Source organism: Micromonospora sp. NPDC049051, from assembly GCF_043197575.1.
GTDB lineage: Bacteria > Actinomycetota > Actinomycetes > Mycobacteriales > Micromonosporaceae > Micromonospora.
Window position 1 is genome coordinate 155,369 of the sequence record NZ_JBICTL010000004.1, and the last position, 26,653, is coordinate 182,021.

General features: G+C 73.2%; 28 protein-coding genes. 12 read left to right on the forward strand and 16 right to left on the reverse strand.

The window, feature by feature from the left end; translation table 11 throughout:
- Window positions 1-93 precede the first annotated feature (93 nt).
- Window positions 94-837 carry an SDR family NAD(P)-dependent oxidoreductase gene (locus tag ACGFIR_RS17415; RefSeq protein WP_393145976.1) on the forward strand — a complete coding sequence of 248 codons (744 nt, stop codon included), beginning with the start codon at window positions 94-96 and terminating at the stop codon, window positions 835-837.
- Between the two features lie 95 nt (window positions 838-932).
- Here the strand turns inward: ACGFIR_RS17415 and ACGFIR_RS17420 are convergent, their stop codons facing one another.
- Both ACGFIR_RS17420 and ACGFIR_RS17425 read right to left on the reverse strand, forming a co-directional pair.
- Window positions 933-1,730: an alpha/beta fold hydrolase gene (locus ACGFIR_RS17420; RefSeq protein ID WP_392998119.1), complete on the reverse strand. Its 798-nt coding sequence runs from the start codon at window positions 1,728-1,730 to the stop codon at window positions 933-935.
- Window positions 1,731-1,834: 104 nt separating this feature from the next.
- On the reverse strand, window positions 1,835-2,476 hold the full coding sequence (locus ACGFIR_RS17425; protein ID WP_393145978.1) for a GNAT family N-acetyltransferase: 642 nt from the start codon (window positions 2,474-2,476) through the stop codon (window positions 1,835-1,837).
- Between the two features lie 230 nt (window positions 2,477-2,706).
- Between ACGFIR_RS17425 and ACGFIR_RS17430 the strand changes: the two genes are divergently transcribed.
- The 4 genes from ACGFIR_RS17430 (at window position 2,707) to ACGFIR_RS17445 (ending at window position 5,378) form a co-directional block, all read left to right on the forward strand.
- Window positions 2,707-3,336, forward strand: a complete 630-nt coding sequence (locus tag ACGFIR_RS17430; protein ID WP_393145980.1) for a helix-turn-helix domain-containing protein — start codon at window positions 2,707-2,709, stop codon at window positions 3,334-3,336.
- A complete protein-coding gene (locus ACGFIR_RS17435) occupies window positions 3,333-4,106 on the forward strand; it encodes a hypothetical protein (RefSeq protein ID WP_393145982.1) in 774 nt (257 codons plus the stop codon). Before ACGFIR_RS17430 ends, ACGFIR_RS17435 begins: the two co-directional genes overlap by 4 nt.
- 70 nt (window positions 4,107-4,176) lie before the next feature.
- On the forward strand, window positions 4,177-4,491 hold the full coding sequence (locus ACGFIR_RS17440; protein ID WP_392998123.1) for a DUF2516 family protein: 315 nt from the start codon (window positions 4,177-4,179) through the stop codon (window positions 4,489-4,491).
- The gene (locus ACGFIR_RS17445) at window positions 4,488-5,378 is read left to right on the forward strand and encodes an alpha/beta fold hydrolase (RefSeq protein ID WP_393145984.1); all 891 of its coding nucleotides are present in this window, start codon (window positions 4,488-4,490) and stop codon (window positions 5,376-5,378) included. Before ACGFIR_RS17440 ends, ACGFIR_RS17445 begins: the two co-directional genes overlap by 4 nt.
- 22 nt (window positions 5,379-5,400) lie before the next feature.
- On the opposite strand, the gene ACGFIR_RS17450 is transcribed toward ACGFIR_RS17445, so the two are convergent.
- Window positions 5,401-6,093, reverse strand: a complete 693-nt coding sequence (locus ACGFIR_RS17450; RefSeq protein ID WP_393146592.1) for a DNA polymerase beta superfamily protein — start codon at window positions 6,091-6,093, stop codon at window positions 5,401-5,403.
- 76 nt (window positions 6,094-6,169) lie between these two features.
- On the opposite strand from ACGFIR_RS17450, the gene ACGFIR_RS17455 reads away from it, so the two are divergent.
- On the forward strand, window positions 6,170-7,084 hold the full coding sequence (locus ACGFIR_RS17455) for an SDR family oxidoreductase (protein ID WP_392998125.1): 915 nt from the start codon (window positions 6,170-6,172) through the stop codon (window positions 7,082-7,084).
- On the opposite strand, the gene ACGFIR_RS17460 is transcribed toward ACGFIR_RS17455, so the two are convergent.
- Complete coding sequence (locus ACGFIR_RS17460; RefSeq protein WP_393145986.1) at window positions 7,075-8,100, reverse strand: helix-turn-helix transcriptional regulator; 1,026 nt, start codon at window positions 8,098-8,100, stop codon at window positions 7,075-7,077. The two genes, ACGFIR_RS17455 and ACGFIR_RS17460, sit on opposite strands and share 10 nt — an antisense overlap.
- A 14-nt stretch (window positions 8,101-8,114) precedes the next feature.
- Between ACGFIR_RS17460 and ACGFIR_RS17465 the strand changes: the two genes are divergently transcribed.
- Entirely contained in the window at window positions 8,115-8,312 is a 198-nt protein-coding gene (locus ACGFIR_RS17465) for a MerR family DNA-binding transcriptional regulator (RefSeq protein ID WP_393145988.1), read from the forward strand.
- Between the two features lie 11 nt (window positions 8,313-8,323).
- The gene (locus ACGFIR_RS17470; protein ID WP_393145990.1) at window positions 8,324-9,115 is read left to right on the forward strand and encodes an EI24 domain-containing protein; all 792 of its coding nucleotides are present in this window, start codon (window positions 8,324-8,326) and stop codon (window positions 9,113-9,115) included.
- Window positions 9,116-9,124: 9 nt separating this feature from the next.
- Here the strand turns inward: ACGFIR_RS17470 and ACGFIR_RS17475 are convergent, their stop codons facing one another.
- The 8 genes from ACGFIR_RS17475 to ACGFIR_RS17510 all read right to left on the reverse strand — a co-directional run bounded on the left by ACGFIR_RS17475 (window position 9,125) and on the right by ACGFIR_RS17510 (window position 17,154).
- Complete coding sequence (locus tag ACGFIR_RS17475; protein WP_393145992.1) at window positions 9,125-10,021, reverse strand: GNAT family N-acetyltransferase; 897 nt, start codon at window positions 10,019-10,021, stop codon at window positions 9,125-9,127.
- A gap of 1 nt (window position 10,022) precedes the next feature.
- The gene (locus ACGFIR_RS17480; protein ID WP_392999382.1) at window positions 10,023-10,424 is read right to left on the reverse strand and encodes a RidA family protein; all 402 of its coding nucleotides are present in this window, start codon (window positions 10,422-10,424) and stop codon (window positions 10,023-10,025) included.
- A 61-nt stretch (window positions 10,425-10,485) separates the two neighbouring features.
- Window positions 10,486-11,490 (reverse strand): LacI family DNA-binding transcriptional regulator, encoded by a 1,005-nt coding sequence (locus tag ACGFIR_RS17485; RefSeq protein ID WP_393145994.1) that lies wholly within the window; start codon window positions 11,488-11,490, stop codon window positions 10,486-10,488.
- 19 nt (window positions 11,491-11,509) lie between these two features.
- The gene (locus ACGFIR_RS17490; RefSeq protein WP_393145996.1) at window positions 11,510-12,880 is read right to left on the reverse strand and encodes a GH1 family beta-glucosidase; all 1,371 of its coding nucleotides are present in this window, start codon (window positions 12,878-12,880) and stop codon (window positions 11,510-11,512) included.
- Window positions 12,877-13,710: a carbohydrate ABC transporter permease gene (locus ACGFIR_RS17495; protein WP_393145998.1), complete on the reverse strand. Its 834-nt coding sequence runs from the start codon at window positions 13,708-13,710 to the stop codon at window positions 12,877-12,879. The genes ACGFIR_RS17490 and ACGFIR_RS17495 overlap by 4 nt, the downstream gene beginning before the upstream one ends.
- On the reverse strand, window positions 13,707-14,717 hold the full coding sequence (locus ACGFIR_RS17500; RefSeq protein WP_392998138.1) for a carbohydrate ABC transporter permease: 1,011 nt from the start codon (window positions 14,715-14,717) through the stop codon (window positions 13,707-13,709). The genes ACGFIR_RS17495 and ACGFIR_RS17500 overlap by 4 nt, the downstream gene beginning before the upstream one ends.
- 76 nt (window positions 14,718-14,793) lie before the next feature.
- A complete protein-coding gene (locus tag ACGFIR_RS17505) occupies window positions 14,794-16,095 on the reverse strand; it encodes an ABC transporter substrate-binding protein (protein WP_393146000.1) in 1,302 nt (433 codons plus the stop codon).
- 297 nt (window positions 16,096-16,392) lie between these two features.
- Window positions 16,393-17,154 (reverse strand): maleylpyruvate isomerase family mycothiol-dependent enzyme, encoded by a 762-nt coding sequence (locus ACGFIR_RS17510; RefSeq protein ID WP_393146002.1) that lies wholly within the window; start codon window positions 17,152-17,154, stop codon window positions 16,393-16,395.
- A gap of 70 nt (window positions 17,155-17,224) precedes the next feature.
- Between ACGFIR_RS17510 and ACGFIR_RS17515 the strand changes: the two genes are divergently transcribed.
- The gene (locus ACGFIR_RS17515; RefSeq protein ID WP_393146004.1) at window positions 17,225-18,316 is read left to right on the forward strand and encodes a UDP-N-acetylmuramate dehydrogenase; all 1,092 of its coding nucleotides are present in this window, start codon (window positions 17,225-17,227) and stop codon (window positions 18,314-18,316) included.
- Window positions 18,317-18,481: 165 nt separating this feature from the next.
- On the opposite strand, the gene ACGFIR_RS17520 is transcribed toward ACGFIR_RS17515, so the two are convergent.
- Both ACGFIR_RS17520 and ACGFIR_RS17525 read right to left on the reverse strand, forming a co-directional pair.
- The gene (locus tag ACGFIR_RS17520; RefSeq protein ID WP_392998146.1) at window positions 18,482-19,279 is read right to left on the reverse strand and encodes a class I SAM-dependent methyltransferase; all 798 of its coding nucleotides are present in this window, start codon (window positions 19,277-19,279) and stop codon (window positions 18,482-18,484) included.
- A 23-nt stretch (window positions 19,280-19,302) separates the two neighbouring features.
- Complete coding sequence (locus ACGFIR_RS17525) at window positions 19,303-20,064, reverse strand: SDR family NAD(P)-dependent oxidoreductase (protein WP_392998148.1); 762 nt, start codon at window positions 20,062-20,064, stop codon at window positions 19,303-19,305.
- Between the two features lie 180 nt (window positions 20,065-20,244).
- On the opposite strand from ACGFIR_RS17525, the gene mshA reads away from it, so the two are divergent.
- From mshA to ACGFIR_RS17540, 3 genes are all read left to right on the forward strand, one after another.
- Window positions 20,245-21,609 carry a D-inositol-3-phosphate glycosyltransferase gene (gene mshA / locus ACGFIR_RS17530; protein WP_393146006.1) on the forward strand — a complete coding sequence of 455 codons (1,365 nt, stop codon included), beginning with the start codon at window positions 20,245-20,247 and terminating at the stop codon, window positions 21,607-21,609.
- Between the two features lie 104 nt (window positions 21,610-21,713).
- A complete protein-coding gene (locus ACGFIR_RS17535) occupies window positions 21,714-22,262 on the forward strand; it encodes a YbjN domain-containing protein (RefSeq protein ID WP_392998152.1) in 549 nt (182 codons plus the stop codon).
- A 78-nt stretch (window positions 22,263-22,340) separates the two neighbouring features.
- Window positions 22,341-23,303: a hypothetical protein gene (locus ACGFIR_RS17540; RefSeq protein WP_393146008.1), complete on the forward strand. Its 963-nt coding sequence runs from the start codon at window positions 22,341-22,343 to the stop codon at window positions 23,301-23,303.
- Between the two features lie 427 nt (window positions 23,304-23,730).
- Here ACGFIR_RS17540 and ACGFIR_RS17545 read toward each other — a convergent pair whose 3' ends face one another.
- Together ACGFIR_RS17545 and ACGFIR_RS17550 are read right to left on the reverse strand one after the other, a co-directional pair.
- A complete protein-coding gene (locus tag ACGFIR_RS17545) occupies window positions 23,731-25,050 on the reverse strand; it encodes an MFS transporter (RefSeq protein WP_393146010.1) in 1,320 nt (439 codons plus the stop codon).
- A gap of 229 nt (window positions 25,051-25,279) precedes the next feature.
- On the reverse strand, window positions 25,280-26,614 hold the full coding sequence (locus ACGFIR_RS17550) for an MDR family MFS transporter (RefSeq protein ID WP_393146012.1): 1,335 nt from the start codon (window positions 26,612-26,614) through the stop codon (window positions 25,280-25,282).
- Window positions 26,615-26,653 lie beyond the last annotated feature (39 nt).

The following is a 26,653-nucleotide window of genomic DNA, read 5'->3' on the forward strand; positions in this document are numbered from 1 at the left end:
TTGTCACCGGGCAGTGGGGCACTGGTACGGGTGCGGGAACGCGCCGTCCGATCACCGCCAGACGGCTGCTCTCCTGTCGGACAGGCTCTTGTCATGAACAACGCAATCGATGGCAAGGTGGCTCTGGTTACCGGCGGTGGTCGTGGCATCGGCGCTGCCGTGGCGCTGCGTCTGGCCAATGAGGGCTCCGATGTGGCGTTGACGTTCCAGGAGAATCAGCAACGCGCCGACGACGTGGTGGATCGGATCAAGGCTGCCGGACGGCGGGCTCTCGCCGTGCAGGCGGACAGCGGTGACCCGGCGGCCGTGGTCGACGCGGTCGACCGGGTCGCGGGCGAGCTGGGTCGGTTGGACATCCTGGTGAACAACGCCGGCGCGTTCCTGCTCGGACCGTTGGAACAACTGAGCCTGGAGGAGTTCGAGCGGACTGTCGCGGTCAACGTCCGGGCGCCGTTCGTCGCCTCCCAGGCTGCGGTGCGCCACATGTCGGCCGGTGGACGGATCATCAACATCGGCAGCAACGTGGCCGAGCGGGTGGTCTTCCCGGGCTTCTCGCTGTACGCGATGAGCAAGACCGCTCTGATCGGCCTGACCAAGGCGCTCGGACGCGAACTCGGCGGCAGAGCGATCACCGTGAATCTGGTCAACCCCGGGGCCACGGACACCGAACTGAATCCGGCCGACGGCCCTAATGCCGAGACGATCAACGGGTTCACCGCCCTCGGTCACTACGCGGATCCAGCCGATGTGGCCGCCGCGGTCGCGTTCCTCGCCAGCGCGGACGGGCGCTACATCACCGGGGCGACGATCAACGTCGACGGCGGTTTCACCATCTGATCACCGGCTCGCCGCCATCTGGTCCGCCGTCCGCATGGCTACGGCCCGTTCCTGATCTGGAGCGGGCCGTACCGTCGTCGACGATGGTGCAGGTGTCAGGGCAGGAAGTCGAGCAGGGCGGCGTTGACCGGGGCGGGGCGCTCCAGCGGCAGCAGGTGGCCGGCGTCCGGCACGTCGGGCAGGCGGACGGCGTCGGGCGCCTCGGCGGCGATCCGGTCGGCGAGCCGGCTGATGTCGGGCACGTCGGCGGCGCCGGCACCGACCAGTACGGGCATCCGCAGCTCGCCGAGGCGGCCGATCGCGGGCGGGTCGAGTTCGGCGATGTCGACCGCGCTGAGCGCCAGCTCGGCGGCGAGCGCCCGCTGGTCCATCTCGCGGGCGAAGGCGAGCAGCTCCGGGTCGACGTCGGCGGGCTCGCGGTGCGGGCCGACCACCCAGAAGCGCACCTCACCGGCGGCGCTGGCGGCGAAGTCCTCCGGGTCGACCTCGCCCACCAGGCTCTCCCAGAGGTCGTTCGCCTCCTCCGACCATTCGTGGCCCGAGGCGGCGGTGCCGAGGAGGGCGAGCGCGCTCACCCGCTCCGGGTGGGCCAGCGCGGTGTCGATCGCGACGGCGCCGCCGAAGGAGCAGCCGACCAGGGCGGCCCGGGGCAGGTCGAGCGCGTCGAGCAGCCCGGCCACGTCGTCGTGGTGGGCGAACGGGGTCGTCGGCAGCTCGGAGTCCCCGTAGCCGCGCAGGTCGAGGGCGATCACCCGGTGCCGCGTGGCCAGCGGGCCGATCTGCTCCCGCCACATCCGCCGGTCCGCGATGCCGGCGTGCAGCAGGACGACGGGCGTGCCGCTGCCGGTGTCGTCGTACGCGAGCAGGGCGCCGTTCACCTCGATCTTGGTCACTGCGGCAAGGTACGCACCGGGAGGCCGGGGCGCAACCGCCTTGTGCCGGCGCGGCGTGAGGCGGGCGGACCGGGCGTGCGGGCCGGGAGGTGCGGGGATCCCGGTCAGAGACCGAACATCGGCAGGCAGGCCGCCACGCCGTGGACCGTCACGGCGGGCCGCTCCTGTCGGCTCCACTTCTCCCGCGTGAGCCGTAGGCGATCGGACACGACGGCCTCGTCACCGCGGGCGTCGACGGAGATGCCGTCGTGCTCGTAGCCGAGCTTGCGGGAGACCCCCTGGGACGAGTGGTTGTCCTGGAAGACCTCGGTGCGTGCGGCCTCGGCGCCGAGGTGGTCGAAGGCCAGCGTGAGCAGGCCGGCGCGGGCCTCGGTTCCGTAGCCCCTGCCCTGGTGTTCGATCCCGAGCCAGGCCGACGTCGTGACCTGCCGGACGACCCGGAAGTCGCATGCGCCGAGCGTGACCACGCCGAGCGGATCACCACGCCGGAAGACGCCGAGCCCGAGCCGCCACGCGGAATCACTCCACTCTCCGAGCCGGCCCCAGTGCCCCTGCAACACGGCGCGCGCCCGATCCTCCGGGCCACCGTCGGTCCACGGCGTCAGGAACGGGCGTTCGTCCGGACGGTGCACGCCCCGGCCGGCGAGGTGCGCGAGTTCCGCCAGCTCCTCCTCGCGGGGCAGGCGGAGCTCAAGCCGGGCGGTGGAGATGGTGAGGCCGTACAGGGGCCACAGGTCGACGAGCACGAACGTGATCGTGGCGATCGGGACCACCGGTCGCCACCGGTTTACCGACGGCGACCGGTCTGCCGAACCCTGGCGGGCGTGGCCGGGGCGGGACGAGACGTCCCTGCGTGGGCGTGGCCGGGATGGGGTGAGGCGTCCCCGCGCGGGCGTGGCTGGGGCGGGATGAGACGTCGCTAACTCTGGTTAGCGTTTTGCTTGCAGGAGCTAGCAGGGCGCGTTAGCGTCGGGTCATGGCCACTGGTAAGGACCTTCCCGACGTCGGCGGGTTCATTCGCGATCTGCGCCGCAACGCGAAGATCTCGCTCCGGCAGCTCGCCGAGCAGGCGGGGGTCAGCAACCCGTACCTCAGTCAGATCGAGCGCGGCCTGCGCAAGCCGAGCGCCGAGGTGCTCCAGCAGCTCGCCAGCGCGCTGCGGGTCTCCACCCCGGCGATGTACCTGCGGGCCGGGCTGCTCGACGACAAGGAGGGCCAGGGCGTGCTCGCGGCCATCGCCGTCGACCCCGACCTGACGATGGCGCAGAAGCAGTCGCTCACCCAGATCTACGAGACGTTCCGCCGGGAGAACGCGCGGCTCGCCGAGGCGACCGCGGCGGCCACCGGCGACACCGCCGCTGAGGGGCCGACGACAGGCGACACCGCCGGCGCGAGAGTGCCGGATCCCGCCGAGGCGGCGCCCGACCTGGCGAACCTCGCCGCCACGGGCCCCACCACGCCCGAGGGCACCCCGACCGAGGCCGTTCTGGAGTCGGTCGCCGTCACCGAGGCCGGCCCCGCTCCCGCTCCGACCGACACCCCCGAGAAGAAGGCCGCCCGCAGTGCGGTCCGGAAGGCCGCCGACGCGGCCGAAGAGGAGAAGTGATGACCCAGCCGAAGACCAACCGCATCCCGGCCCCGCTCTACGCCGCCGCCGGTGCCGGGGAACTCGCCCTCCAGCAGCTGCGCAAGCTCCCCGCCGTGGTGACCGACCTCGGCACCAAGGTCGTCGCCGACCTGGGCGGCAAGGCCGTCGTCACCGGCGTCGAGCTGCGCCAGAAGGCCAACGACACGCTGCGTACGGCCAACCTGACCGCCGTTGGCCTGCGCGAGAAGGCCGTCCCGACCGAGCTGGACCTGAAGCGCCTGCGCGAGGCCGCCGACCTGAACCGACTGCGCGAGGCCGCCGACCTGGACAAGCTGCGTGAGGTCGCCGACCTGGACCGGCTCCGGGCGTTGGCGACCCGCAACGCCGCCGTCGTGGTCGCCGGCGCCCAGGCCGCGCAGGAGCGGGCGCAGGCCGCGTACGTCGCGCTCGTCGCCCGGGGCGAGCGGGTCGTCGGCGCGGGCGTGCTGGAGGCCGCCGAGACCGTGAACGCCGACATCGAGGCGACCGAGGCCGGGACCGTACCGGCCGAGGCGGTCGCGAAGCCGGCCACCGCGCCGGTCGTCACCGCCGAGACGTCGGCCCCGGCCGTCACCGCCGAGACGCCGACCCCGGCCGAGGTGGCCGAGGTGCTGGAGGCCAAGCCGGCCGCCGCGAAGAAGGCGACGACCCGGGCCACCAAGGCCACCAAGGCCGCCGCGAAGCCGGCCGCCACCCCGTCGGCGAAGCTGCCCCGGGCCACCAAGCGGACCCGCCCGGCCGCCGAGTAGTTCGTCACGCCGGTGAGCCCGGATGCGTCCTGTCGGACGTATCCGGGCTCACCGGCATAAGCTTGCCGACATGGCCTACGCCGCGCCGCTCTTCGCCTTCGATGTTCGCTACGTGATCGAGCTGATCCTGCTCGTCTTCGCGTTGATCGTGCAGGGCATCGCCCTGGTGCACGCCATCACCCAGCGTTCCGATGCCTTCGCTGCCATCGGCACCCTGCCCAAGGGTGGCTGGATCGGCATTCTCGCCGTCTGCCTGGTGCTGACCCTGCTCGGCTTCGGCCCGATCAGTCTCTTCGGGCTCGTCGGGATCGCCGCCGGGCTGATCTACCTGCTGGACGTCCGGGTGGGGCTGCGCGACCTGAGTGACGGCAAAGGGTTCTGGTGAGGGGTTTCCGCTGGCCGCCCCCGCCGGACGGCGGACCCCGCACCTGGGGGCCGGGCCCGGGCGCGCCGCGTACCGGGCGGCCCGCCCTGCCGGAGCCGGAGACCGAGCTGGTCGCCACGCCCCACGGCGTACGCCTGGAGCAGCTCGTCACCGGAACGGGTGCCCCGGTCACGGTGTTCGCCCACGGGCTGGGTAACGGCATCGCCACCACCCGGCCGTTCGGCAGCGGGGTACGGGGTCGCAAGCTGTTCTTCCAGTTCCGCGGGCACGGCCGCTCCGACGCGCCGCCCGGCCCGTGGAGCTATCTGGACCTGGCCCGTGACCTGCGGGCGGTGGCCGACCTCGGCGGTGCCAGCCGGGCCTTCGGCGCCAGCCTCGGCGCGGGCGCGCTCTGCCGGCTGCTCGCCGAGAGCCCGGAACGCTTCGAGCGGCTGGTCGTCTTCCTGCCGGCGGCGCTCGACCGGCCGCGCGGCGAGGTCGCGCGGGCCCGGCTGACCGCGCTGTTCGAGGCCGTGGAGAGCGGCGACGCCTCCGCCGTGGCCGACGTGGTCCAGGCCGAGCTGCCGCCCGCCGTACGCAACACCCCGGCCGGCTGGGCCTACCTGCGCCAGCGCCTCGACCAGCTCCTGCGCGACGGCCTCGCCCCGGGGCTGGCGAGCCTGCCCGAGCAGGCGCCGCTGCACGACGCCGCCACGCTGGCCGCGGTCACCGCGCCGACCCTGGTGATCGGCTGCGCGGGCGACGACCTGCACCCGGTCGAGGTCGCCGAGCAGCTCGCGGCCGCGCTGCCCCGGGCCACCCTGCACGTGTACGACCGGCCCGGCGTCCTCTGGACGGAACGCGCCGACCTGCGCAGCCGGATCTCCGCCTTCCTCAACGAGGTCTAGCGGCGGCCCTGCGCCGGCGCAGCTACCCGCCCTGCCCCGGCGGCAGGTGGGCGGCGCGTACGTCGAGCAGCCAGCGCTCCACCGCCGCCTCGTCCGGGCGGTCCGGCAGCGGGGTGCGGACGCGGTCGAAGTCCCGTTCCGCCTCGGCGATGAGCGCCCGCGCCTCGTCCAGCGCGCCGCCCGCCACCCGTTCGCCGAACGCGCGGAACCACTCGGGGTCGGCGAGCCGGATCTCCAGCACGCCGGTGGCGTAGAGGATCCGGCCCTGGTGCACCAGCCGGGCCAGGTGCCGGGCGTGCTTGGCGGTGCGCCGCCGGGTGTCGGCGGAGAACGTGCCGTCGCCCCGGGACTCGAGTTTGCGGAACTGCTGACCCGCGTAGCCCAGGTAGGCGTCGCGGACGCGGGGCGCGCTGAGGAACGCCGAGCGGATGGCGATCAGCCGGTCGCCGAACTCCGTACGGGTCTCGTAGCAGTCCTGCGGCAACCAGGCCAGCTCGGTGGCGGTCGGGTTGCCGCTCAACGCCAGGCGGCACCACTTCGCCGCCTCGTGCAGGGTGATGTCCGGGTCCGTGGTCACCACCGACTCACGGGGCGGGCGCAGGCCGTGGAACGCGACGGTGGGCGCGGCGAAGACGCCGATCCGGTCGACGTCGGAGCCCGGCCCGGCCAGCCCGTACGCGACCGAGCCGACGATCCCGGAGAGCAGCAGGTGCATGCCGGCGAGCATGCCGGACGACATCGCTTCGCGAAACCTGACTTCGGCTGTCAGGTATCGCTGACAGGCTCGCCGCATGACGAAACCGCTGACAGGGAAGATCGCGCTCGTCGCCGGGGCGACACGGGGCGCCGGCCGGCAGATCGCGGTGCAGCTCGGCGCTGCCGGCGCCACGGTCTACGCCACCGGCCGAAGCAGCCGGGCCGGCCGCTCCGAGATGGACCGCCCGGAGACCATCGAGGAGACCGCCGAACTGGTCACCGCGGCCGGCGGCAGCGGCATCGCCGTCAGGGTCGACCATCTCGTTCCCGAGCAGGTCCGCGACCTGGTCGCCCGCATCGACGCCGAGCAGGGCCGCCTCGACGTGCTGGTCAACGACATCTGGGGCGGCGACCCGCTGACCACCTGGGAGAAGCCGGTCTGGGAGCAGCCGCTGGAGGCGGGCTTCCGCAGCCTGCGCCTGGCGATCGACACGCACATCGTCACCGCGCACTTCGCCCTGCCGCTGCTGATCCGCCGCCCCGGCGGGCTGGTCGTCGAGGTCGGTGACGGCACGAAGGCGTACAACGACGCCCACTACCGGCTGTCGGTCTTCTACGACCTGGCGAAGACCTCGGTCAACCGGCTCGCGTACGTGTGGGGCCACGAGCTGGGACCGCACGGCGGCACGGCCGTGGCGCTGACGCCGGGCTGGATCCGGTCCGAGGCGATGCTGGAGCACTTCGGGGTGACCGAGGAGAACTGGCGGGACGGCGCCGCCAAGGATCCGCACTTCCTCATCTCGGAGACCCCGGCCTTCGTCGGGCGCGCGGTCGCCGCGCTGGCCGCCGACGAGGACCGGGCCCGCTGGAACCAGGCGTCCGTCTCGGCCGGCGAACTGGCCCAGGTGTACGGGTTCACCGACGTCGACGGCAGCCGGCCGGACGGGTTCCGTTACATCACCGAGGTGGTGGAGACGGGCAGACCGGCCGACGTCACCGGCTACCGCTGACCCGGCAGCGGACCGGGCCCCGGCCCCGGCTGCGGTCGCGTTTGCGGACCGGCGTAGTGGCGGGCCATCCGCTCGGCCGCCGCCGCCAGCCGCGTCCGCAGCTCCGGCGGGTCGAGCACCTCCACCTCCGGGCCCAGCCCGAGCAACTGGTGGTACGCGACGTCGACGGACTCGACGGGCAGCCGGGTCACCACCCAGCCCTGCGCGTCGGGGCCGGCGGCGGCGGCGACCGCCTCGTCGTACGCGAAGGGGGCGTCCGCCAGGTGCCGGAGCTGGCGCAGGCCGGCGGCGCTGAGCCGGACGGTGGCCCGCTCCCGCAGCATGCCCCGCTGGAACGCCTCGGCCTGCGCCCGCCAGTGCCCGGCCAGGTCGAAGTCCTCGTCCCGGTCGAAGGTCTCGTCGCTCACCTCGACACCGGTGACCCGGTCCACCCGGTAGGTGCGCACGTCGTCGCCGACCCGGCCGACCAGATACCAGACGCCGCTCTTGAGCACGAGCCCGTACGGCCGCAGGGTGCGCGCCACCTCGCGGTCGCCGCGCCGGTAGCGCAGCTCGACCACCCGGTCCCGCCAGACCGCGCCGGCCAGTTCGGTCAGCCACGGTGGCGGCCCCACCTCCCGGAACCAACCCGGCACGTCCAGGTGGAACCGTTGCCCGGTGCGGGCCGGGGCGTCGCGCAGCGCGGGCGGCAGCGCGGCCAGGACCTTCAGCTCGGCGGCGGCCACCGCGTCGGCGAGCCCCATGTCACCGGCCGGCCCGGGCAGCCCGGCCAGGAAGAGCGCCTCCGCCTCGTCCCTGGTCAGCCCGGTCAGCCGGGTCCGGTAGCCGCCGACCAGCCGGTAGCCGCCGGCCCGGCCCCGGTCGGCGTAGACCGGCACCCCGGCGGCGGAGAGCGCCAGCACGTCGCGGTAGACGGTCCGCTCGGAGACCTCCAACTCCCGCGCCAACTCCGCCGCGGTCATCGTCTCCCGCGCCTGGAGCAGCAGCACCAACGAGATCAACCTGGCCGCCCGCACGCATCCATCCTGCCGTGCCCACCCGACGGTCCCCAGCCGGCGGTCCGCCTCCGCCGCGGCTTGACCCTCACGCCGCGGTCCGCGCGCTGCACCACTGGGACGACATCGGTCTGGTGCGACCGTCGCTGCGTACGACTTCCGGATACCGGCTCTACACCGCTGGTGATCTGGAACGCCTGCACCGATCGCCCTCCACGACCGGTTACAACTAGGCTCTGCGGTCGTGAACGCACCCCGCATCGCCGCGCCCGTGGCCGGCGCCGCCAGCCGGTTCTTCGGCGGAGTCGGCCTGCTCCTGCGCGGCCTCGGCCTCTACGTCCGCAGCCCCGGGCTGATGCTGCTCGGCGTCATACCGGCGTTGATCTCGGGTGCGCTCTTCGTGGCGGCGTTCGCCACCCTGGCGTACTTCGTCGACGATCTGGCCGCGCTGGTCACGCCGTTCGCCGACGACTGGTCGGCCACCGGGCGCAGCCTCGTGCGGGTGATCGCCGGGCTGGCCTTCCTCGGCCTCGGCGGCCTGCTCGCGGTGGTCAGCTTCACCGCCGTCACCCTGGTCATCGGCGACCCGTTCTACGAGAAGATCTCCGAACGCGTCGAGGAACGCCTCGGCGGCACGCCGAACGCCGTCGACGTGCCGTTCTGGCCGTCGCTGCGGCGCAGCCTCGCCGACTCCGTGCGGCTGGTGGGCCTGTCGATCCTCTTCGGCATCCCGCTCTTCGCCGCCGGGTTCATCCCGGTGGTCGGCCAGACCGTGGTACCGGTGATCGGGGCGGCGGTCGGCGGCTGGCTGCTCGCCGTCGAGCTGGTCGGGGCCCCCTTCTACCGACGCGGGATGCGGCTGCCGGAGCGCCGGTCGATCCTCAAGGCGGACCGACCGACCACGCTCGGCTTCGGGGTGGCGGTCTTCGTCTGCTTCCTGATCCCGCTCGGCGCGGTGCTCGTCATGCCGGCTGCCGTCGCCGGGGCGGCCCTGCTGGCCCGCCGCTCGCTCGGCCAGTCCATCACGGAGGGCTGACCCGGGCCGTCAGGGCAGGTCGCGCAGGCAGGACCAGCTCGACCCGACCGGGCGGTAGCCGAGCCGTACGTTGATTGCCAGCATCGGCGCGTTCGCCTCGTCGTTCGAGGTGTAGGCGACGCGTACCCCGCCGGCTGCGGCCCGGTGCAGCGCCGCCGTCTTGACCAGGCGGGCCAGCCCGCGCCCCCGGTGCGCCGGCACCGTGCCCGTGTAGTCCGACCACATCCGGTCGCCGTCGCGCTTGACGAGGCTGAACGCCACGATCTCGTCGCCGACCTCGGCCACGGTGCTGGCGGCGCGGTCCAGGCCCAGGTTGTCCCAGACCTCGGAGTACCAGTTCTCGTAGCTGATCGCGTCGGCGGGAACGTCCCCCGGTTCGTCGGCCGCCGTCGCCACCTCGGCCAGGTGGACCCGGCGCGGCTCGACGTCGGTCAGCGGCAGCAGCCGTACGCCCGACGGCGGCTCCGGCATCGGCGGGGCCGGCCGCAGGTCCAGCGCCGAGTAGCGCAGCTCCCGGCTCGGCGTGAAGCCGTGCCGGCGGGCGAACGGCAGCGACTCCGGCAGCGCCCAGGTACGCACCCGGCGCGCCCCGATGTCCCGCAGGTGCCCCAGGGCGGCGGTCAGCAGCGTGGTGCCGGCGCCCCGGCCCCGGTGCTCCGGGTGCACGTGCAGGGTGGAGACCTCCCCGACGTCCTTCTGCGAGGTCTGGGCGTTGCGGTACGCCGACGCCCAGCCGACCACCGTGTCGTCCACCTCGACGACGTACGCGGCCCAGTCCTCGCCGGGCGGGGGCTGGGCGATCATGCGCCGGGTCGACTCGACGCCGCGTACCAGGTAGGGGTGCACGAGCGCGCGCAGCGCCACGACGGCCGGCGCGTCGTCGGGGCGGGCGGTGCGGATCCGCACGTCAGGCCTCCGCGCGTACGGCGGCGACGGCCTCGACCTCGACGAGCTGGTCGGCGTAGCCCAGCACGGTCACGCCGAGCAGGGTGCTGGGCGGGTCGTGGTCGCCGAACGCGTCCCGGACCACCTCCCACACGGCCACCAGGTCGGCCTGCCGCGTCGACGCCACGTACACCGTGGTCTTGACGACGTCGGTGAGCCGAGCCCCGGCCGCCGCGAGGGCGGTCTCCAGGTTGGCCATCACCTGCCGGGCCTGGCCGACGGGGTCGCCGGGCGAGACGGTCCGCCCCTCGGCGTCGAGCGGGCAGGCGCCGGCGGTGTGGACGAGCCGGGCCGGCGGCTCGACCGTGGCCGCGTACGCGTACTCGGCGACGTCGGAGAGGGCGGGTACGCGGATCAGGTTCACGGTCACGCGCGCGACGCTACCGCCGGACCCCGCGCGCTTCGATCGGATTTCCGCCGGCCGGTCAGGCGGACTCGCGGACGATCAGCTCGGTGGGGAGCACCACGGATTCGATCGCCTCGCCGGCGGCCAGCCGCAGCAGCAGCCGGGTCATCTGCCGGCCCAGTTCCACGATCGGCTGGCGGACGGTGGTCAGCGGCGGCTCGGTGTACGCGGCCGTCTCGATGTCGTCGAAGCCGATCACCGCCACGTCGTCCGGCACCCGCCGGCCCGCCTCGCGCAGCGTCCGCAGGGCGGCGTGCGCCATCAGGTCGGAGGCGGCGAAGACCGCGTCCAGGTCGGGGTGCTCGGCGAGGAGCTGCCGCATCGCCGTCGCCCCCGACTCGCGGGTGAAGTCGCCGGTCGCCACCAGCTCCGGCAGCCCGGCCTCGGCGACCGTGTTCCGGTAGCCGGTGAGGCGCTCGATGCCGGCCACCATGTCCTGCGGGCCGGCGATCGTGGCGATGCGGCGGCGTCCGCCGTCCAGCAGGTGCCGCACCGCCGTGGCCACGCCGCCCACGTGGTCGACGTCGACGTAGGGCACGTCGGCGCCGTCGAGCGGCCGGCCGCTGCACACGACCGGGATGCCCAGCCGGGCGAGCCGGCCGGGCAGCGGGTCCTCGCCGTGCAGCGAGGCGAAGAGCACCCCGTCGACGTGCCGTCCGGTCGTGTAGCGCTCGACCCGGTCGTGCCCGGCGGGCGAGCCGGCCAACATCAGCACGAGCTGCTTGTCGGCCGCCTCCAGCTCCTGCGCCGCGCCCCGGATGATCCCGGGGAAGACCTGGTCGTCGGAGAAGACCCGGGTGGCGGCCTCCGGCAGCACCAGGGCGATCGAGTCGGTCCGCTGGGTGACCAGGCTGCGGGCGGCCAGGTTCGGCACGTACCCCAGCTCGGCCACCGCCCGGCGGACCGCCTCCCGGATCGGCTCGGCGACCGTCGTGGAGCCGTTCACCACCCGCGAGACGGTCGCCCGCGAGACCCCCGCCCGCCGGGCCACCGCCTCCAGTGTCGGCCGCTGCGCCGTCGTCATCCCCGTTACCACCGCCTCGTCACAGCCCGTTCCGGGAGATCACCTCCTGGTACCACCGGGCGCTCGACTTCGGTGTGCGTCGCTGCGTCAGGTAGTCGACGTGGATGATCCCGAACCGTCGACGGTAGCCCTCGGCCCACTCGAAGTTGTCCAGCAACGACCATACGAGATAGCCCCGGAGGTCGACTCCCCGGGAGATCGCCTCGTGCACGGCGCGCAGGTGCCCGTCGAGGTAGGCGATCCGGTCCGCGTCCATCACCTGCCCGGCGCCGCCGGCGTCGGCCTTGTCGGGGAACGCCGCGCCGTTCTCGGTGACCATCAGCGGCACGCCGGGATAGTCGGTGGCGAGCCGCTCCAGCAGCCGGGTCAGCCCGGCCGGCTCGATCATCCAGCCCATGTCGGTCAGCGGTCCGGCCGGTGGGAGGAACTCCACCGCGCCCTCGGTGCCCGGGTAGGCGCTGCCGCCCGCACCGTCCGGCCGGCCGGCGACGTAGGTGGGGGCGTAGTAGTTGACGCCGAGCAGGTCGATCGGGGCGGCGATCAGCTTCTCGTCGCCGTCGCGGACGAACGTCGGCTCGACGATGCGGGCCACGTGCTCCAGCACGTCGTCGGGGTAGGCCGCCCGCAACAGGGGGTCGAGGAAGATCCGGTTGTGCAGGCCGTCGACCAGGCGTACCGCCGCCGCGTCCGTGGCGCTGTCCGCGTCGGCCGCCCGCACGTCGGCCGGGTTGACCGTGATCCCGACCGTCCGCGCGCCGGCCGCGCGCAGCGCGCGGGCCGCCAGGCCGTGCCCCAGCAGCAGATGGTGTACGGCGGTGAAGGCCGCGCCCGGGTCCTGCTCGCCGGGGGCGTGCACCCCGTTGCCGTAGCCGAGGTAGGCCGAACACCACGGTTCGTTGAGCGTGGTCCAGGTGGAGATCCGGTCGCCGAGCCGGGTGTGCACCGCCGTGGCGTACGTGGCGAAGTGCTCGGCGGTCTCCCGGTTGGTCCAGCCGCCCCGGTCCTGGAGGGCCTGCGGCAGGTCCCAGTGGTAGAGCGTGACGATCGGGTCGATGCCCCGGGCCAGCAGCGTGTCGGTCAGCCGGTCGTAGAAGTCCAGGCCGCGCGGGTTGACCGGGCCGGTGCCGTCCGGCTGGATCCGGGGCCAGGCCACCGAGAAGCGGTACGCGTGCAGCCCCAGCTCCGCCATCAGCGCCACGTCGTCGGCGTACCGGTGGTAGTGGTCGCAGGCCACGTCGCCGGTGTGCCCGTCGTGGACCTTGCCCGGCGTACGGCTGAAGGTGTCCCAGATCGACGGGCCGCGACCGTCGTCGGTGGCCGCGCCCTCGATCTGGTACGCGGCGGTGGCCGCACCCCAGACGAAGTTGTCGGGGAATCGCAGAGTGCTCACGCCTTGACCGCACCTTCCATGATGCCGCCGATGATCTGGCGGCCGAACAGGACGAAGACCAGCAACAGCGGGAGGGTGGCGATGGCCGTTCCCGTGAACACCTGGGACATGTCCGTGTAGTACCCGTCGGACAGGGTGCGCAGGGCGAGCTGCACGGTGGGGTTCTCCGGATCGTTGAGGACAGCGTACGGCCAGAGGAAGTCGTTCCAGGTGGTCATGAACGTGAGCAGCCCCAGTACGGCGGCGGCCGGGCGCAGCGCCGGCAGCACCACGTTCCAGTAGATCCGCGCGGTGTTGCAGCCGTCCACCCGGGCGGCCTCGATCAGCTCGGTGCTGACCGCCTGGCCCGCGTACTGCCGCATCATGAACACCCCGAACCCGGTGACCAGGGCCGGCACGATCACCGCCGGCAGCCGGTCGTTCCAGTTCAGCTTCGTCATCAGCAGGTAGAGCGGGATGACGCCGAGCTGGGTGGGCACCATCATCGTCGCGATGATCACCATGAGCAGCGCGTTGCGTCCCCGGAACCGCAGCTTGGCGAAGGCGAACCCGGCCAGCGTGGAGAAGAAGACCACCGAGACGGTGACCGTGGTCGCCACGATCGCCGAGTTGACCAGGCCGGCGACGAAGTACGCGTCGGTGTTGTTCAGCAGCCGGGACACGTTCGCGCCGAAGTTGCCGCCGGGGGTGACCGGGGGCGGCAGCTGGCCCATCGCGTCGTTGGAGCGGCTCGCCACCACGAACATCCAGTAGATCGGGAAGATCGACAGGACCCCGGCGGCGATCAGCGTGGCGTAGGTGAGCCGGCTGGCGGCCCAGAGGCGGGTCATCGCGCTCCCTCCCTCGACTTCGCGTCCTCCTTCGGGGGCTTCGCGCCGCCGAGCCGGCGCAGGAGCAGTACGTTGATCGCCGCGACGATCGCGATCAGCGCGAAGAGCAGCCACGCCACCGCCGAGCCGTACCCGAAGTTGTAGTGGGGCGCGAAGGCGTTCTCGAACATGTACATGGTCACGGTCTGCGACTCCCGTAGGGTTCCGCCCCGGATCGGGTTGGTCCCGGAGTGGAACAGCCGGGGCTCGGTGAAGAGCTGGAGCCCGCCGATGGTGGAGATGATGACGGTGAAGATGATCGTCGGCTTCAGCAGCGGCACGGTGATCGACCAGAACTGCCGCGCCCGGCCGGCCCCGTCGATGGCGGCCGACTCGTAGAGGTCGCGCGGGATGGCCTGCATCGCGGCCAGGAAGATCAGCGCGTTGTAGCCGGTCCACCGCCAGTCGACCATCGTGGAGATGGCCACCCAGGACGCGAACCGGTTGGACTTCCAGGCGATCGCGTCGATCCCGACCAGGTCGAGCAGCCAGTTCACCATGCCGAACTCGCGGCCGAAGAGCACCCCGAAGACGATCGCGACCGCGGCGGTCGAGGTGATGTTCGGGACCAGCACCGCCATCCGGAACGTCGTCCGGGCCCGCAGTTGCCGGTTGAGCAGGTTGGCCAGCCAGAGCGCGGCCAGCAGCTGCGGGACCGTCGAGATGACGAAGATGCCGAGGGTGTTGACGACGGCGTGCCAGAAGTCGGCGTCGGCAAGCAGTTGGCTGTAGTTCTCCAGCCCGACGAACGGGTGGTCGCTGCCGAGCAGGTCCCAGTCGTGCAGGGAGACCCAGAAGGTGTAGACCAGCGGGTACGCCCCGAACACCCCGAAGAGCACGAAGAACGGGGCGATGAACAGGTAGGGCGAGTACTTCGTGTCGAGGCGGCTGAACCGCATCGCCGGTGGACGCCGGCCGGCGCGGGGCACCGGTGCGACCGGCGGGTGCGGGTCGAGCTGGACGGTCATGCCCGGACCACTCCTTTCCCGGGTGCGGGCGGGACCGGCGCCCCCGCGCCCGCCCGCCCGCACTCCCTCACTCGGGCTACTTGGCGGCGGCCTTCTTCGCGTTGTTGACCGCGTCCGTCCAGCCCTGTTCGGGATTACGCTGACCCAGCTCCACCGTCCGGACGGCGTTCTCGACCTCGGTGCGTACGGCCTGGTTCTTCGGTCCCATGTAGACGGGCTTCAGCGTCTTGGCGCCCTCGCCGAAGATCTGCCCCACGGGAGCGTCGGAGAAGTACACGTTCTTGGCGTCGACGATCGCGGGGTCGGCCAGCGCCTGCGGCGAGGAGGGCAGCGGGCCCTTGGCCTTGAACGCCCCGATCTGGCCCTTGGCGCTGGTCAGGAACTTCGCCAGCTCGATCGCCTCGGCGCGGTGCTTGCTCTGCGTCGGCACGGCCAGCCACGACCCGCCCCAGTTGCCGCCGTTGCCCGGCACCCGGGCGATGTCCCACTTGCCCTTGGCCTCGGCGCCCGCGTTGCCCTCGATGACGCCGGTCATCCAGGCCGGGCAGGCGATGGTGGCGAACTTGGCCTGCTTGAAGGCCGACACCCACTCCTCGGACCAGGAGCCGTACTTGCCGGAGAGGCCGGAGTCGACGATGTCCATCGTGGTGTCCCAGGCCTGCCGGACCGCCGGGTTGCTGTCGACCACCAGGTTGTCGCTGGTGTCGTAGTAGTGGTAGCCCTGCGCGTTGCCGGCCGTCTGGAGGACGATCGTGTTGAAGATGTTGGTCGCGGCGTCGAGGAACGCCGCCCCGGTGTTCTTCGCCTTGAACTGCTCGCCGACCTTGATGTAGTCCTGCCAGGTCGGCCAGAGCTTCGACACGGCCTCGCGGTCGGTGGGCAGGCCGGCCTTGGCGAAGAGGTCCTTGCGGTAGCACATGGCCATGCCGCCGACGTCGGTGCCGAGGCCGATCAGCTTGCCGTCCTTGGTCTTGCCGCCCGCCCACTTCCACTCCAGGAAGTTGCCCTGGAGTTCGGCCCCGCCGTGGTCGAGCAGGTTGACGAAGTTGTCGGGGTTGGCCTTGTACTCGACCATCAACCCCTCTTCGATGGCGACGACGTCGCCCGCGCCCTTCCCGGCGGCGAGCCACTGGGTCAGCTTCGGCGAGTAGTCGTCGAGGTTGGTGCCCGTGCCACGCTCGACGATCTTCACGTTCGGGTGGCTGGCCATGTATTCCTTGTAGAGCTCCTCGTAGCCGAACTGGCTGAACACGTCCACGGTCAACGTGATCTTGCCGTCCCCGGCGGATTCGTCGCCGGCACAGCCGGCGGTGGCGAGCAGCGCGGTGGCGGCGACGAGGGCCACCGCCGCCAGGCGGCGGCGCGGAAAGACACCCATATCGGTCGGACCCCTCTCAGGTCGTCTGAGGTGGTGAGGCAGGTGGTGGAACAGAGCTGAGAGAGCGCTCTCACGACAGGGTGGTGGTTGGGTCCCGCCGTGTCAAGAGAGCGCTCTCCGCCGGCTGGCCGCCAACTCGACCAACACCTCGGGGGAGGGCCCGGAACGCGAAGGCCGAGACAGCATGGTGGGGCCCGGACGCGAGAAGAGAGTGGCCCGCCCGTGCCGGGGGCCACTCTCTTCTCGCGGAGTTGAGCTGCGCGGAACCCTCGGGGCCCGGTTCAGCGCGGCGGGGCGTCAGCCGACGCGGAGGCCCTCCAGCAGGGTGCGGTCACCCGCCACGTCCAGCGTGTCGAGGCCGACCCGGCCCCAGAGCGCCAGCAGCAGGTCGCTCGCGGTGCCGCTGACCTGCGCCCGGGCGTGGTGGTCGTCGTGGTCGAAGATGGTGGCCGTGTCGAGCAGGGCCACACCCTCGCCGCGCAGCCGCAGGAACCACTCCTGGCCGGCGTCGGGCGCGGAGAGCTGCACCACGCCGTGCCACTGGCCGGCCGTACGGCGCCGACCGGCCGGCAGCCAGGTGTCCAGGATCTCGCTCACCCCGTCGGCGGCGAGCTTCGCCTCGACCGGCTCGCCCGCCGCGATGGCGAGCTGGGCGTCCCAGCGGTGCACGGCGGTCTCGTGCGCCATCCGGCGCGGCCAGAAGCCCGCCTTCTTCGGCTGCGGCGCCCAGTTCCACGCCGGGGCCTCCGGGTCCAGGCCGTCGAAGAGGGTCATCAGCTGGTCGTACGCCTGCTGCCAGAGCTGGAGCGGGGTGACGCCCGGCTCCGGCTCGACCGGCTCGGGCCTCCCCGGCGCCGGGGAGGTCGCGCCCGTCCCCGCGAACGAGTGCACCCAGCGGTAGATGGCGGTCAGGTGCAGGGTCAGGTCGGCGACGGTCCAGCCGGGACAGGACAGCACCGGTGTCTCCGGCGGGGCCTCCGCGACGGCTGCGGCGAACGCCGGGCCCTCCGCCCGAAGCGCTCCCAGCCAGAAGTCCTTCGTCACGTGCAGTCTGCTCATCGCCATCCTCCCGGGGGTGACCGGGCCACCAGTGGGCGCCGCGGCTACCCCTCAGCCTAGGGTGAAAGGCGTGTCAGACGTCTACGCCCAGCCGACAAACGGAACCGAACACCCCACGACGTGCGAGCTGGCCCGATACACGACGTTGGGCCTGGGCGGCCCGGCCGGCCGGGTCGTCGCCGGCGACGACGCCGAGGCGATCGTACGAGCGGTGCGCGAGGCGGCCGGACGGGACGAGCCGGTCCTGCTGCTCGCCGGTGGCAGCAACGTCGTGATCGGGGACGCCGGCTTCCCCGGCACCGTGGTCCTGGTGCGTTCGCGGGGCCTGCGGGTGGTCGCCGAGGACGCCGACACCGTGACCGTACGCGTCGAGGCCGGCGAGCCCTGGGACGAGCTGGTCGCCAGCACCGTGGCCAACGGCTGGTCCGGCCTGGAGTGCCTCTCCGGTGTCCCCGGCTCGACCGGCGCCACCCCCATCCAGAACGTCGGCGCGTACGGGCAGGAGGTCGCGGAGACCATCGTCGGCGTCGAGGTCCACGACCGCGTCGAGGGGACCGTCGGGCGGATCGCCGCCGCTGACTGCGGCTTCGCGTACCGGTCGAGCATCTTCAAGTACAGCGACCGCTGGGTGGTGCTCTCCGTCGACTTCCGGCTCGCCCGTTCGCCGCTGTCGGGCCCCGTGCGCTACGCGGAACTGGCCCGGGCGCTCGGTGTCGAGGTGGGGGACCGGGTGCCGCTGGCCGACGCCCGGGCCACGGTCCTGCGGCTGCGCGCCGGCAAGGGCATGGTGCTCGACCCGGCCGACCCGGACACCCGCTCGGTCGGCTCGTTCTTCACCAACCCGGTGCTGGACATGGCCGCGTACGAGCTGCTGCGCGAGCGCGCCGCCGACATCGGCGAGCCGCCGTCCTGGCCCTGCCCGGGGGACATGGTGAAGGTCAGCGCGGCCTGGCTGATCGACAAGGCCGGCTTCGGCAAGGGCCACCCGGGGCCGGAGGGCGTCGCCATCTCCAGCAAGCACACCCTCGCCCTGACCAACCGCAGCGGCACCGCCAGCACCGCCGCCCTGGTCGAGCTGGCCCGGGAGATCCGCGACGGCGTCCACCGCCGCTTCGGCGTGACCCTCCATCCCGAACCGGTCCTCATCAACTGCACCATCTGACCCACCCACCCACCGCCGCGCACCCCGCCCCGCGCGCTTCGGCGCGTCGATCATGCAGTTCTGGTGGGGTGCGAAAGCCCCGGAACGCCCCGAATCGCCCACCGCAACTGCATGATCGACGGCGTCGGGCGGGCGGGGCAGGGCAGGGCAGGGGCGCGGGAGGGGTCAGGTGGGGGAGATTCGGGGCCAGGGGAGGGTCAGTTCGCCGTGGCGCCAGCGGCGAGGGCCGTCGAGGATCGGCCAGCCCGCCTCGCGGAGGGCGGAGACCGCGCGCAGCCAGCGTTGACGGGGGCCGTACGGGGCGTAGCCGGCGGCGGCCTGCCACGCGTCGTCGAGCGCGCGGACCAGGTCGTGGATCCGCTCGCCGGGGACGTTGCGGTGGATCAACGCCTTGGGCAGCCGTTCCGCCAGTTCCGCGGGGGTGTCGAGGGTGGTGAGCTTCGCGGCCAGGGTGAGGGTACGGGGGCCGTCGGCGTCGATCAGCAGCCAGCCGCCCAGCCGCCCCAACTCGTCGCAGGTGCCCTCGACCAGCAGCCCGCCCGGAGCCAGCCCGGCGGTCATGGTGTGCCAGGCGTCGGCGACCTCGCGCTCGTCGTACTGTCGCAGGACGTTGAACGCGCGGACCAGGGCGGGACGCAGCCCGGCCAGCTCGAACCCGCCCCGGGCGAAGGTGAGCCGGGGCGGGTCGGCGGACGGCTGGGCGGCGGCGACGCGTACCGGATCGATCTCCAGCCCGACGACCCGCACGTCCGGGCGGACGGAGGCGGCGAGGCGGGCGCGCAGTTCGACGGCGGTCACGGGGCTGGCGCCGTAGCCGAGGTCAACCACCAGCGGGTCCGTCGCCTCGCGCAGCGCCTCTCCGCAGGTCTCGACGATCCAGTTGTCGACCCGGCGGAGCCGGTTGGGGTTGGTCGTCCCCCGGGTCACCACGCCGAGCGGCCGGTGCCGTGCGGTGCCCGCCATCGTCCGTGACCGTCCGGGGAGGCTCAGCCGACCCGGTGCACCTTGTGCTGGGCGGCCTGGGCCAGCGGGCGTACGACGAGACGGTCCACGTTGACGTGCTGCGGCCGGGTCGCGCACCAGGCGATGCAGTCGGCGACGTCGTCGGCGACGAGCGGCTCGGCGACTCCCGCGTAGACCGCCTCGGCCTTGTCCGTGTCGCCGCCGAAGCGCACCAGCCCGAACTCGTCGGTCCTGACCATGCCGGGGTCGATCTCGATCACCCGGACCGGCCGGCCGCAGAGCTCCAGGCGCAGCGTGCCGGCGATCGCGGTCTGCGCGTGCTTGGCGGCGCTGTAGCCGCCCCCGCCCTCGTAGACCGTGAAGCCGGCGGTCGAGGAGACGACCACGATGGTGCCGGACCCGGACGCCACCAGCGCGGGCAGCAGTGCCTGGGTGACGCGCAGCGTGCCGAGCACGTTGACGTCGTACATCCACTGCCAGTCGCCGACCGACCCGGACTCGACCGGGTCCAGGCCGCGCGCGCCGCCGGCGTTGTTGACCAGCAGGGTCACCGGGCCCAGGGCCGCCGCAGCCCCGGCCAGGCCGGCCACCGACTCGTCGGAGGTGACGTCGCAGGCGACGGCGGTGGCCGCGCCTCCCGCGGCCTCGATCTCGGCCACCAGGGCGGCCAGTCGGTCGGTACGCCGCGCGGCGGCGAGCACGTGGAATCCCTCGGCGGCGAGCCGGCGGGCGGTGGCCGCCCCGATCCCGCTCGACGCTCCGGTGACGACGGCGACAGAGGTCATCCGGCCATTCTCTCCCGAGCGACCGGGCCGGTAACGGCGGCATGGTGATGAGGTCCGTCACGCCCGCGGGTCGTCCCGGCGCATTACGGGTGCCCGATGGGGAAGATGACACCGGCTGAGGACGTTGTCCGGAGAGCGCCGGGCGTGCGGACGGCATCAACCGTGACAAAGGGAGCGGACGTGGCGGAGTTGCACACCGGTGTGGGTCGTCAGCGCGGTGCGCGTCCGTGGCCCCGCCCCCGGCGGATCGCGACGCTCTCGGTGCACACCTCACCCCTGCACCAGCCCGGCACCGGCGACGCCGGCGGCATGAACGTCTACATCCTGGAGGTCGCCCGGCGGCTGGCCGAGGCGGACGTCGAGGTGGAGATCTTCACCCGGGCCACCTCCGGCGACCTGCCCCCGGTGGTCGAGACGGCGCCCGGCGTGCACGTCCGGCACGTCACCTCCGGTCCTCTGGAGGGGCTCACCAAGGAGGAGCTGCCGGGACAGCTCTGCGCCTTCACTGCCGGGGTGCTCCGCGCCGAGGCGTCCCGTCCACCCGGCCACTACGACCTGATCCACTCCCACTACTGGCTCTCCGGGCAGGTCGGCTGGCTGGCCAAGGAGCGCTGGGGGGTGCCGCTGGTGCACACCGCGCACACCCTGGCGAAGGTCAAGAACGCCCAGCTCGCCGCCGGGGACCGGCCCGAGCCGAAGGCCCGCGTCATCGGCGAGGAACAGGTGGTCGCCGAGGCCGACCGGCTGGTCGCGAACACGGCGGTCGAGGCCCGCGACCTGATCGACCGGTACGACGCCGATCCGGCCCGGGTCGCGGTGGTCGAGCCCGGCGTGGACCTGGACCGGTTCCGCCCGGCCCCCGGGGACCGCGACCGGGTCGTCGCGGAGGCTCGCCACCGGCTGGGGCTGCCCGCCACCGGGTACGTGGTGGCCTTCGTCGGTCGCATCCAGCCGCTGAAGGCCCCCGACGTGCTCATCCGCGCGGTGGCCGCGCTGCGTGAGCGCGACCCCGCGCTGGCCGACGAGGTGACCGTGGTGATCTGCGGGGGCCCGAGCGGCAGCGGGCTGGACCGCCCGACCGCCCTGATGGAGCTGGCCGCCACGCTCGGCGTCGCCGACCGGGTGCGTTTCCTGCCCCCGCAGACCGGTGACGACCTGCCCGCCCTGTACCGGGCCGCCGACCTGGTCGCGGTGCCGTCGTACAACGAGTCCTTCGGCCTGGTCGCGCTGGAGGCACAGGCCTGCGGTACGCCCGTGGTGGCCGCCGCCGTCGGCGGCCTGGTGACCGCAGTGCGGGACCAGGTCAGCGGCGTGCTGATCGACGGTCACGACCCGGTCGACTGGGCCCGTGCGCTCGCACGGCTGCTGCCGGACCGGCTCCGCCGCGCGGAGCTGGCCCGGGGCGCCGCCCGGCACGCCCGTGACTTCTCCTGGCACCGCACGGCCGCCGGGCTGCTCGCCGTCTACGGCGAGGCGATCGCCGCGCACCGGGCCCGGCTCGCCTCCGAGCTGGCCGGCGGTCCCGCGATGTCCTGCTCCTGGTGACCGCCGCACCGGCCGCCCCGGCGAGCGCGACGCCCGACGCGGCCGGCTTCGTGCCGGCCGCCGTCGTCCGGTGACGGTGCGGCGGCGGCCGTAGAGTGGTTCCGATGAGCGGGAAGAGCGATCTTGCGGCCCTGATCGAGTCGGTCTGCGACGAGCGGGAGCTGGCCTGGGAGTCGACCGGCCCGGGCTCGTACGCGGTCACGCTGCCGGGCACCCACAAGCTGAAGACGATCTGCAACCTGATCGTCGGCGAGCACTCGCTGCGGATCGAGGCGTTCGTGATGCGCCAGCCGGACGAGCGGCGCGAGGAGCTGTGGGCCTGGCTGTTGCAGCGCAACGCCCGCATGTACGGCGTGTCGTTTTCCGTCGACGCGGTCGGCGACGTCTACCTGACCGGCCGGGTCAACCCCGCCGGGATCGACGCCGACGAGCTGGACCGGCTGCTGGGCGCGGTGCTGACGTACGCGGACGAGTCCTTCGACACGATGCTGGAGATCGGCTTCGGCAGCTCGATCCGGCGGGAGTGGGAGTGGCGGGTCAAGCGGGGTGAGTCCACGGCCAACCTCGCGGCCTTCGCGCACCTCTTCGAGCCGTCCCCGGCCGCCGACGCCTCGGGCACTGGTGCCCCGGTCGGAGGTTCGGACGGTTCCTGACGGGTATGCCGCACCGCGCGGTGCGGCACTGGGACCCCCGCGCGCCGAGGACCAACTGTCGAGGAGCGTGAGCGTCCCATGGCTCAGCGGAACAGCTCAGGTCGCGGCGGGACTGCGACCAGGACGAAACGGCAGGCGGGCAACCAGACCCCGAACACGCCGACGATCTCCGAATCCGAGATCTCCCGCATGAAGGTGGACGAGATCCGGGGACAGCTCCGCAAGCGCGGGGTCTCCGGCATCTCCGCCCTGCGTAAGCCGGAACTGGTGAAGACGCTGGCGAAGACCCTGCGGGGGGAGCGTCCGGCGGGCGGAGCGGCGCGGCGCAGCACCGGACCGGCGGGCCGGGCGACGGGGACGCGGGCGTCCGCCGGGCGGGCCGCCGCCACGAAGAAGGCGGCGTCGGGCCGGGCGGCGGGCAAGGCCGCCCCGGGCCGGGCACGGGCGGCGAACAAGGCGGCCCCGGCGAAGAAGGCGGCGGCGAAGAAGGCCGTGGCCGCGAAGAAGGCACCGGCGGCGAAGCGGGCTCCGGCGGCCAAGAAGGCGGTCGCGGCGAAGAAGGCTCCGGCGGCCAGGAAGGCGCCGGCCAGGAAGGCCGCCGCGACCCCGGCGAAGAGGACCACGTCGGCCTCGTCGCGGGCCGGCACGACGCGGGCCGGCACGACGACCGGCGTACGGGCCGGGCGGAGCAGCTCGCGGTCGGTGCGATCCTCGCAGCTCATCTCGTCGATCGCGGACCGGCCGGAGCGGCCCGGCCGCAGCCTGGTGACGGCCAACCACGAGGTGATCCGGCGCTGGGCGCGGGAGCGTGGCGCCAAGCCGGCGACGATCGCGGGCACCGAGCGGGAGGGCCGGGCCGGCGTACTCACCTTCAACATGCCCGGTTACCGGGAGAGCAGCCGGATCCGCGAGATCACCTGGGACGAGTGGTTCCGCACCTTCGACGAGCGGAAGCTGAACCTGATCTACCAGGAGCAGCTCCGCAACGGCCGGCCGAGCAACTTCTTCCGGACCGAATCACCCGATCGTGAGGACGCCTGAGGTGTTTCAGGGAATCGTCGGCGGGTACGCGTTGTTTGCCATGACCGAGGCCCGAAGTGGTGGCACGCCGGCGGGACGCCGGAGCTGTGACCGGCGAGACAGCACATTCAGGTTGTCTTCGTAATACCGGGCGAACTAACTTTATTGCACCGCGCCACGCTCGGAACCGTTCGGGGGAGCGGTGGATCGATCAGATCCGTGCACCGGGTGAGGCGCAGGGGACGGGTGGAACAACACCGTTGGGGGACGGTGGCCACCTGTTTGGACCGGCGGCGTGAGCGGACGACGCCTACGGGGGTGGGCTTCGCCCGCCGCCGCCGGTCATACGGTGCGAACGCCCATCGCGATCACGAGTCGCGGTGGGCGTTCTGCATGCCCGCGTACGCCGGCCGCCGCGCCGGCGTCGACGCGACCGGCAACCTCCGGATCACCGGACGGAGACGACGGTGGGGGGCGACGGCGGCGCCGGGGCGGAGAGCTGCCGGAGGGCCACGCGGCGTTCGCGGGGCGGGCCGGCCAGCAGGTGGCAGCCGGCGGCCAGCAGTCCCAGCCCGCCGACGATCAGCCAGTGCCGGTCCCCGAGGTACTGCAGGCTCAACCCGCCGAGGGTGGGCGCCACGAACGAGGCCGCCGGGAACGCCAGGTAGAACACGGACTGGTAGCGGGCGCGTAGCTCCAGCGGGGCGAGGTCGGCGTTGATCTGGGCGTTGGGCGGCGCGGCGAGCATCTGGCCGATCGTCCAGACCACCGCCGCGGCCAGGTAGACGGCCACGTCGTCGGCGTACGCGAGACTGGCGAAGCCGAGCGCCAGCAGCGCGGTCGAGACGGCCAGGACGCGGTCCTTGCGGTGCCGCTCGATCAGCCGCGGCACGAAGAGCTGCCCGAGCACGATCAGCACGCCGCCGAGCGCCACCACGGCCCCGTACGCCGACGGGCGCAGGCCGTCCGACCGCATCGCCAGGGGCATGATCGTGGACGTCTGCATGGTCAGTACGGCCAGCACGAAGGTCAGGCCCACGAAGGTGAGGAAGGTGCGGTCGGTCAGCGCGGTGTGCAGCCCCGGCTGCCGCCGCCCCACCCGCCTCTGCCGCCGCCCCGCCGCTGGCTCGGCGGCGCGCTGGTGCGCGGCATGTGGGTCGAGGGCCTTCGGGGCGCGGCGGGGGAGCGTCTCCGGGACCTTCCAGGCGATGACGGCGGCCGCGGTCAGGGTGGCGGCGGCGTCGACCAGGAAGAGCGCGACGAAGTTCGCCTCGGCGAGCAGGCCGGCGAGCACCGAGGCCACGGCCATGCCGAGGTTGAACGCCCAGAACTGGAGGTTGAAGGCCCGGGAGCGACGCCGTTCGGGCACCACGTCGACGATGGCCGCCACGAAGGCGGGGCTGGGCATCGAGTGGGCCACCCCGACCAGGGCGGCGAACGCCGCGATCAGCACCAGCTGCCGGCTGAAGGCCAGCCCGACCATGAGTCCGGCGGTGGCGACGTGGGCGGCGATCAGGGTGGACCGCCGTCCCCACCGGTCGGCCAGCACTCCGCCGAGCAGCACGCCGGCCGCCCCACCCAGCCCGTACGCGCCGACCACCGTCCCGGCGAGCGCCTCGCTCGCGCCCCGCGCCTCGGTCAGGTAGAGCGACAGGAAGAGCATCGCGAAGGCGCCGGCCCGGTTGATCAACAGCCCGGCCCAGAGGTACCAGAAGGTGGCGGGGAGCCCTCCCGCGGTGTCGTCCAGCCAGCGGCGCAGGGCGCGCACCCGTCCTCCCGAAAGTTTGTTTCCTGATCGAGCCGCCCTCGACCGTAGGAAGCCGGCGGAGGCCGCGCCAGTGACCGTGTCCCTGGTCACGGTGCTTCGGGCGGCCCACCGGCCGCCCCGGGCCTCGTCCGCGACAGGCGGAGGCCCGCCGCCGCCGGCTTGCGTGGGCGCGGTCGCCGCCTACGTCCGCGCCTCGGGTCCTGGCCGGTTCGGCGGGGGCGGTGGCCGCCTACGTCCGCGCCTCGACCGTGGCCGGTTCGGCGGGGGCGGTCGCCGCCGCCTGGGCCGCCTCCGGGACGGGTGGCCGGACCGCCACCACCGGCGCGGCGGGGCCGGTGGCCGCCCGCAGGATCGCGGCCCGTCGCTCCCGGGTCGGGCCGGAGACCAGGTGGGCGAGCGCCATCAGCCCGCCGATGACGGCGCAGCCGAGCCAGAGCTGGGCGTTGCCGGCCTGTTCCCGGACCAGGCCGCCGAGGACCGGCGCGATCGCGGCGGCCCCCTGCCAGGAGAGCGAGAAGACACCCTGGTAGCGGCCGCGCAGCTCGGCGGGGGAGAGCTCGGCGATCAGCGTGGCGTTGGACGGGGAGTTGAGCATCTCGCCGACGGTCCAGATCAGCACGGTCAGACCGTAGAACCAGGCGGTGTCGGCGAAGGCGGTGAGCCCGAACCCGACGCCCATCACCACCGACGCGAGGGCGAGCACGTGCGACCGGCTCCGGTTCCTGATCAGCCGGGGTACGAAGAGTTGACCGACCACGATCAGCACCCCGTTGAGGGCGATCACCGAGCCGTAGGTGGTGGGGCTGAGGCCGGAGTCGCCCATCGCGATCGGCAGCATGGAGATGTGCTGGAGGAAGACCAGCGCGGCGAACAGGTTGAGCGTCACGAAGCCGAGGAAGACCCGGTCGCGGAGGATGGTGCGCAGCGCCCCGACCGGAGCGCCGGAGCCCTTGTGGCCGCTCCTGACGGCGGGGGCCCGCCGGGTCTCGCCGACCTTGACGAAGATGATCAGCGCGGTGACCACGGTGGTGGTGGCGTCGACGATGAAGAGCAGCAGGAAGCCGGCCTCGGCGGCGAGGCCGGCGAGGATCGCCGCGCTGGCGAAGCCGAGGTTGATCGCCCAGTAGTTCAGCGAGAAGGCGCGCAGCCGGTCCTTCTCCGGCACCACGTCGATCACCATGGCGCCGAACGCGGGCCGGGCCGCCTCGGCGAACATGCCGAGCAGCAGGGCCCCGAGCGCGACGGCCCACAGTTCCCGGGCGAAGCCGAGGGCGAGCATCATCGCCGCTGCGCCGAGGTGCGCGGTGAGCAGGGTGGGCCGGCGGCCCCAGCGGTCGCTGAGCGTGCCGCCGGCGGTGGTGCCGACCGCGCCGCCGACGCCCCACAGGCCGAGCACCAGCCCCGCCTGGGCCGGGGAGAAGCCGCGCTCCTGCGTCAGGTAGATGGCCAGGAAGACCAGGACGAACGAACCGAGCCGGTTGATCAGGGTGCCGGCCCACAGGTACCAGAAGGTGACCGGTAGGCCGCCCGTTGTCTCCCGGAACCAGTTCTGCGTACTCCGCACGTCGGTGCCCCCGCCCCCGTAATGACCACTCTCGCTAGT

Coding starts and splice junctions, on each gene's coding strand:
- ACGFIR_RS17540 (WP_393146008.1), top strand. CDS start 22,341: ATGGCTCAGCGGAACAGCTCAGGTCGCGGCGGGACTGCGACCAGGACG.
- ACGFIR_RS17525 (WP_392998148.1), bottom strand. CDS start 20,064: ATGACCTCTGTCGCCGTCGTCACCGGAGCGTCGAGCGGGATCGGGGCG.
- ACGFIR_RS17440 (WP_392998123.1), top strand. CDS start 4,177: ATGGCCTACGCCGCGCCGCTCTTCGCCTTCGATGTTCGCTACGTGATC.
- ACGFIR_RS17535 (WP_392998152.1), top strand. CDS start 21,714: ATGAGCGGGAAGAGCGATCTTGCGGCCCTGATCGAGTCGGTCTGCGAC.
- ACGFIR_RS17505 (WP_393146000.1), bottom strand. CDS start 16,095: ATGGGTGTCTTTCCGCGCCGCCGCCTGGCGGCGGTGGCCCTCGTCGCC.
- ACGFIR_RS17415 (WP_393145976.1), top strand. CDS start 94: ATGAACAACGCAATCGATGGCAAGGTGGCTCTGGTTACCGGCGGTGGT.
- ACGFIR_RS17500 (WP_392998138.1), bottom strand. CDS start 14,717: ATGACCGTCCAGCTCGACCCGCACCCGCCGGTCGCACCGGTGCCCCGC.
- ACGFIR_RS17510 (WP_393146002.1), bottom strand. CDS start 17,154: ATGAGCAGACTGCACGTGACGAAGGACTTCTGGCTGGGAGCGCTTCGG.
- ACGFIR_RS17430 (WP_393145980.1), top strand. CDS start 2,707: ATGGCCACTGGTAAGGACCTTCCCGACGTCGGCGGGTTCATTCGCGAT.
- ACGFIR_RS17450 (WP_393146592.1), bottom strand. CDS start 6,093: ATGCACCTGCTGCTCTCCGGGATCGTCGGCTCGGTCGCGTACGGGCTG.
- ACGFIR_RS17455 (WP_392998125.1), top strand. CDS start 6,170: ATGACGAAACCGCTGACAGGGAAGATCGCGCTCGTCGCCGGGGCGACA.
- ACGFIR_RS17495 (WP_393145998.1), bottom strand. CDS start 13,710: ATGACCCGCCTCTGGGCCGCCAGCCGGCTCACCTACGCCACGCTGATC.
- ACGFIR_RS17485 (WP_393145994.1), bottom strand. CDS start 11,490: ATGACGACGGCGCAGCGGCCGACACTGGAGGCGGTGGCCCGGCGGGCG.
- ACGFIR_RS17520 (WP_392998146.1), bottom strand. CDS start 19,279: ATGGCGGGCACCGCACGGCACCGGCCGCTCGGCGTGGTGACCCGGGGG.